This window comes from Oleiphilus sp. HI0123 (assembly GCF_001635315.1).
In genome coordinates, this window is sequence record NZ_LWGE01000892.1 from 1 (window position 1) to 6,540 (window position 6,540).

General features: G+C 45.7%; 5 protein-coding genes. 2 read left to right on the forward strand and 3 right to left on the reverse strand.

Features of this window, described 5'->3' with window-relative positions; genetic code table 11:
- On the reverse strand, positions 1–363 hold a 363-nt coding region (locus tag A3761_RS07710; protein WP_156491726.1), incomplete at its 3' end, for an AAA family ATPase.
- 107 nt (positions 364–470) lie between these two features.
- On the reverse strand, positions 471–1,298 hold the full coding sequence (gene minC, locus A3761_RS07715) for a septum site-determining protein MinC (RefSeq protein WP_082865084.1): 828 nt from the start codon (positions 1,296–1,298) through the stop codon (positions 471–473).
- A 248-nt stretch (positions 1,299–1,546) separates the two neighbouring features.
- Between minC and parC the strand changes: the two genes are divergently transcribed.
- Positions 1,547–3,835: a DNA topoisomerase IV subunit A gene (parC, locus tag A3761_RS07720; protein ID WP_068513825.1), complete on the forward strand. Its 2,289-nt coding sequence runs from the start codon at positions 1,547–1,549 to the stop codon at positions 3,833–3,835.
- Positions 3,828–5,039: a phosphoserine phosphatase SerB gene (gene serB / locus A3761_RS07725; protein WP_068513828.1), complete on the forward strand. Its 1,212-nt coding sequence runs from the start codon at positions 3,828–3,830 to the stop codon at positions 5,037–5,039. Before parC ends, serB begins: the two co-directional genes overlap by 8 nt.
- Positions 5,040–5,061: 22 nt before the next feature.
- Here the strand turns inward: serB and mltF are convergent.
- On the reverse strand, positions 5,062–6,540 hold a 1,479-nt coding region (gene mltF / locus A3761_RS07730; protein ID WP_082870204.1), incomplete at its 5' end, for a membrane-bound lytic murein transglycosylase MltF.

Below are 6,540 nucleotides of genomic sequence, written 5' to 3' on the forward strand. Positions count from 1 at the left end.
AGGTGAGTCACAGATAATGAAGTCGAAAGTCTTGGCAAGTTCAGATAGAACTTTTTCAACACCATCTTCGGATAGGGCATCTTTATCACGAGTCTGAGACGCTGGCAGGATGTACAGATTTTCAACCTGCTTATCCTTGATAAGTGCTTGGTTAAGTGTCGCTTCGCCATTGATGACATTTACGAAATCGTAAACGACGCGTCGTTCACAGTTCATAATTAAGTCCAGATTTCGTAGACCTACATCAAAATCAATGACTACTGTTTTTTTGCCCTTAAGGGCCAGACCTGTTGATATGGACGCGCTAGTGGTGGTTTTACCTACGCCGCCTTTTCCAGAAGTTATGACAATCGTCTTAGCCAATTTTATATCCCGTCTTACTAATTGTGTGTCGTTAAAAGGTTACGGTACAGCTTTGTTATTTGTATTCGGAAGTCCTTTGTAAGTGCTGTAATCCAGATCCGTTTTCGTTATATTTCAAGTTCTTTAAAGCTTAGTGTCTCGTTGCTTAAATAGACTTGAGTTGGTTTTTTTAGTGCTGCTTTATCGATATCTTCGCTGATTTTGTATTGCCCGGCAACAGAAACCAGTTCTGCTTCAAGGCTGTGGCAGAAAATTCGAGCATTCGTATTGCCCTTTACCCCTGCTAAGGCGCGACCGCGCAGTGCGCCATATACGTGAATATTACCATCAGCCAAGATCTCTGCACCGGCGCTAACCGGCGCAAGTATGATCAAATCTCCATCGGCAGCATAAACTTGCTGGCCTGAACGGATAGGGGTGTGAATGATTTTGCTTTGCTGAGGTGCTTGTTGAACGACAGTTTTAACCACTTCGACTGTTTCAACTTCTGTATGTACGACCTCTTTTACCTTAGCCTCTGGCTTTTCTGGTGCTGGCTCTGCCTGTCTTTCTTTCTGTTTTGCCAGTAGCCCTAAGCCTGCCTCTTTTGCAGCTTGCTGGTGCTTCTCTAAACCGCCCCTAACTGCCACTGCTTTAATCGAAAACTCACGACATTGGTTGATCAGTTTGTCAAAAGGAACACTGTCTTCTTCAGTAAGCTGTTCGATGTCAATGATGACAGGGAGGTTCTCGAAAAAGCCAGGGGCTTGTGTTGTCTTTGCTGAAAGCTCTTGCTGAATTTGAGCTTCGTCATAGTAGGCCAATTCCAGAACGGTCATCGGCAGTAAAGAGCCTTTAAGCTTTAGGCAGTTGCCAGATGAGCGAGTGGTAGAAGCGGTAGATTCAGGTGTCGCCTGATCGTTAGAGTTGGAGCTGACTGTGGCGCTAGACGTCATTGAGTTACCTGAGCTTGGTTTCTGTGCAATCAGGCCCGATTGTAAGCCAGTTGAGTCACGCACAGATACTTAAATTACAGTTATTGTTTGTGTCATGCCGCAGTTCGAATTAGAGTGCGGTTGATATAGTGAAATATCTTAACATGAGATTGATACTTTCGCTCGAATTTTTAGACTTAATGTGGGACACTTTCGCTCATTATAAAACTGGCCGCTTTTTATAGAGTCCTTAATTAAAAAAGGTAACCATGACCAACGAAATTATGTCTTTTGAAGACGGAGTTGAACAGGTTTCGCTTCGTGAATACACCGAGAAAGCTTATTTAGACTACTCAATGTACGTCATTCTTGATCGTGCATTGCCACATGTTGGGGACGGCTTGAAGCCTGTCCAGCGTAGAATCGTTTACGCTATGTCCGAATTGGGCTTGAAGGCGACAGCCAAGTACAAAAAGTCTGCTCGTACGGTGGGTGATGTCTTGGGTAAGTTTCACCCTCATGGAGACAGTGCTTGTTACGAGGCAATGGTCTTGATGGCGCAGCCCTTCAGTTATCGCTACCCCCTTATTGACGGACAAGGAAACTGGGGTTCTCCGGATGACCCGAAGTCTTTTGCTGCGATGCGATATACCGAGTCAAGGCTGGCTCCTTACGCAGATACACTTTTAGCTGAGTTAGGTCAGGGCACCGTAGAGTGGGCGCCAAACTTTGATGGCACCATGGATGAACCTAAAACTCTGCCAGCACGCTTACCTAATTTGCTATTAAACGGTACCACGGGTATTGCCGTGGGTATGGCAACTGATATTCCACCACATAACCTTAGGGAAGTGGCGAGTGCTTGTATTCGCTTACTTGATGACAGCAGTGTCAGCAATGAGCAGCTTGCTGAGAATGTTCTGGGGCCGGATTATCCTACTGGTGCCGAGATCGTGACGCCTCGTACTGAGTTATTGAATATCTACGAAACGGGCAGAGGCTCGATTCGTATGCGTGGAATTTACCACAAGGAAAACGGCGATATTGTGGTAAGTGAATTACCGCACCAGACTTCCGGGGCTAAAGTACTGGAGCAGATCGCTTCGCAAATGCAGGCGAAGAAGCTGCCAATGGTTGCCGACTTACGAGATGAGTCTGACCATGAAAACCCAACCCGTTTAGTAATTGTTCCACGTTCTAACCGCGTTGATATTGAATCTTTAATGGGTCACCTTTATTCAAGCACCGATTTGGAAAAAACCTATCGTGTTAACTTGAATATGATTGGTATCGATGGCCGCCCGGCAGTGAAAGGCCTGAAGGTTATTTTAACTGAGTGGCTTAGTTATCGAACAGATACCGTAACGCGTAGACTTAAATTTAGGCTCGATAAAGTCGAGAAGCGACTACACCTCTTGGATGGGCTATTGGTCGCCTTCCTGAATATCGATGAAGTAATCCATATCATTCGAACAGAAGATGAGCCAAAAGCTGTGTTAATGGCTCGCTTTAATCTGACTGAAGTTCAGGCAGACTATATTCTGGATACCAAGTTGAGACAGCTCGCTCGACTTGAAGAAATGAAGATTCGTGCCGAGCAGGAAGAACTTGAAAAAGAACGTAAAGAATTGAAGAAAATCCTAGGTTCTTCAGCTTTGATGAAGGCCTTGATTAAAGAAGAATTATTGGCCGATGCAGAAAAATACGGCGATGATCGTCGCTCCCCAATCGTTGAGCGGCAAGAAGCAAAAGCTTTCTCAGAAGCTGATTTGATTTCATCTGAACCCGTGACGGTTGTCTTGTCAGAGAAAGGTTGGGTGAGATCGGCTAAAGGTCATGATATTGATCCGGCAGGGCTGAATTATAAGTCGGGTGATGGCTACGCTTTATCGGCCAAAGGTAAGAGTCATCAAGGTGTCGTGTTTATTGATTCTACCGGGCGTTCCTATACCGTGCCGACACATAGCTTGCCGTCAGCAAGAGGCCAGGGAGAGCCCTTGACCGGTAAGATCAACCCGCCTTCGGGCGCAACGTTTAAAGCGGTCGTGCTTGGTGAACCGGATCAGAAACTATTGATGATGAGCAGTGCTGGCTACGGCTTTATTAGCAATATTTCTAACTTGCAGAGCAAGAATAAAGCCGGTAAGGCTGCTTTGTCCTTGCCTAAAGGGGCGGAAGTTATGTCTCCTCAAATGCTAGGCACTGTTGAGGGCAATTATATCGCAGCAGTGAGTAACGAAGGACGGATGTTGGTCTTTCCCGTGAAGGATCTGCCAGAACTGGCGAAGGGAAAGGGTAACAAGATAATCAGTATTCCTTCTGCTCGAGTTCAAAGTGGTGAGGAGTGGTTGGTGTCCGTGGCAATTTTTGCTGAAGATGATCATTTAGTGATTCATTCAGGCAAGCGTCACTTGAAGTTAAAATTCTCAGACTTAACGCATTATGTCGGAGAACGTGGCAGGCGAGGGCATAAGCTTCCTAGAGGGCTGCAGAAAGTTGATCGCATGGAAGTTGTAAAAAATGAGCCTAAGCAGGCAAAAGGTGAAGTAATTGAGTGAAATTATTCTGATTAATGTTTCAGGGCGTGATAAGTCCGGCTTAACCTCTGAAATTACAGGTATTATGGCGCAATATGAATTGAATATTCTGGATATTGGCCAAGCTGTTATTCATGATCACCTTACCTGGGGGATTCTGGTTGAAGTGCCAAATGAAGGCAGTTCTTCTGGAGTGATGAAGGAGCTTTTGTTCCGTATGCACGAGCTGAACCTCCAAGTTACTTTTCAGGCTGTGAGTGCTGAAGAGTATATGCATTGGGTCGAAGGAAAGGGTAAAGCGCGCTATATCGTTACCTTGCTTTCTCGCCTGATCACTGCAGAGCAAATTGCTAAAGTCTCTGAAGTGACTGCGGAGCATGATTTGAATATCGACAACATTACCCGACTGTCCGGGCGTCGTGGTTTGGATGTCGATCCTCAGTCGAGCCAGGCATGTTTGGAGTTCTCTGTTCGCGGAAATGTGCCGGATGCTGAGGCGTTGAGAGCTGACTTTTTAAAGATTGCCAGTGAGCTTAACGTCGATATCGCCTTCCAGGAAGACACAATTTATCGCCGTAATCGTCGTTTGGTGGTTTTTGATATGGATTCCACCTTAATTGAAGCAGAAGTGATCGATGAGCTGGCGAAAGAAGCGGGTGTCGGAGATCAGGTGTCTGAAATCACCGAGCAAGCCATGCGTGGTGAGATTGATTTTACTGAGAGCTTTGCTCGGCGTGTTGGTTTATTGGAAGGTTTGAGCGAAGAAGTGCTAAGCAAAGTAGCTGCGCGCCTTAAGATGACTGAAGGTGCAGAAAGGTTGATCTCAACGCTAAAAAGCCTGGGTTACAAGACTGCTATTTTATCGGGCGGTTTTACATACTTTGCTAAAGGGCTGCAGGATAAGCTTGGTATTGATTATGTTTATGCCAATGAGTTGGAAATTAAAAACGGTAAAGTAACGGGGTGCGTGACGGGCCAAGTGGTTGACGGCCAGCGCAAAGCGGCTTTGTTGGATGAATTAGCCAAGAAAGAAAAAATAGGGCGTGAGCAGGTTATTGCTGTCGGAGATGGTGCTAATGACTTGCCAATGCTGAGTCGAGCTGGATTGGGCGTAGCGTTTAGAGCTAAACCTCTTGTGAAAGAGTCCGCTCGTCATGCGATATCAAACCTAGGCCTTGATGCTGTACTTTACTTGATCGGCTTTAGAGATAGAGAAGCAGAGTAGGATCTTAAGGCTATCGGTATGTTTATTCGATAGTCTTAATTAGCCCTTCTTGAAAGTCTGTTTGTGCAATGGCTTGTTCGCTCGTTTGCGGTTGGGTCATCCAACTTAATACATCATAGTAGCGACGTATGTTTTGCACGTATATGACCGGCTCATTACCACGGGCGTAGCCGTAACGAGTCTGTTTATAATATTTCTTCTTCTGTAAAAGTGGTAAGAATTCTTTTACGTCCATCCATTTGTCCGGGTCTTTTCCGGCTTTCTCTGTCAGAATCCTTGCGTCATCAAGATGGCCGTAGCCCACGTTGTAGGCAGCTAAGGCAAGCCAGCTTCGGTCTGGTTCAGCTATGCGCTTCGGAATCCTGGCTCTAATTTTAGAGAAGTAGCGAACACCACCTTTGATACTCTGCTCAGGATCTAATCTGTTTTTAATGTTCATTTCCTTTGCCGTGATGCGTGTCAGCATCATTAGTCCACGAACACCGGTTGGAGAAGTTGCACGAGGTCGCCAGTGAGATTCTTGGTAGCCCATCGAGGCCATCAGGCGCCAGTCGATGTCTTGCTCTTCTGCAAACTCTTTAAAAGTTTCTTCGTACTTTGGCAGCCGGCTGTTTATATGCCGTATAAAGGTGCGAGCGCCCACGTAATTGAGTTGTCCCAAGTGTCCAAAATAGCGCTCTTTAAGGTTAATAAGTCTGCCATCTTCTTCAATTCGGGATAAGAAGTTGTTTACCTTGTTAATTAAGGTGTGATCTGTGCTGGCAGGAAAGTACCAGCTAATTTGTTGTGCTTCACCAATTTCAAAGGCCTTTTTAACTCGCGGGTAATAAGCTTGGTGAATATCTAGCTCGTTTGAGGTGATGATGGCGTAATCAATTTCTTTGTCTTGTACCATCTTCATCAGGTCAATGGTTTCAACATCAAGAGCTTCCCATTGAAGGGCGTTCATTAAGTCGGGATTTTCATTACGCAGGTTGTTTAATTCTTCTGCGTGATAACTGTCACTTACTACCGCGATACGCTTGTCAATAATATCGCTAATATCTCGCGGTCTAACACTACCGTATCGATAGACGACGATGGGGGTTGTTTCCATGTAAGAGCTGGAGTACTTATATCGATCTGCGCGCGTATCGGAGGCGACCATGCTGGCGATCGCAATGTTGGTATAGTCGTTATCGAGTGCTGACAAAATCTGGCTGCGGGTGGCCGCGACTTTTACATCCAGTTTGAGTCCCGCATCTTCGGCAAACATTTTCGCAAGGTCATATTCAAAGCCAGCGGGGCCCTCTCGGCCTTCATAATAAACGGCTGGAGCGTTGCGAGTGATGATGTGTAATGTGCTGTGCTTATTGATTTTGTCCATCGTGCTGGGCTTTTCGCAAGCACAGAGCAACGAAGCAAGTAAGAGAATGACAAGCGTTTTGCCATAAAGTAATACTTGGTGAGTAGACCGAAGCTTAATTGGGCTCCGTCGAAGACTGGACTGAATAGAACTTTT

Coding starts and splice junctions, on each gene's coding strand:
- minC (WP_082865084.1), bottom strand. CDS start 1,298: ATGACGTCTAGCGCCACAGTCAGCTCCAACTCTAACGATCAGGCGACA.
- parC (WP_068513825.1), top strand. CDS start 1,547: ATGACCAACGAAATTATGTCTTTTGAAGACGGAGTTGAACAGGTTTCG.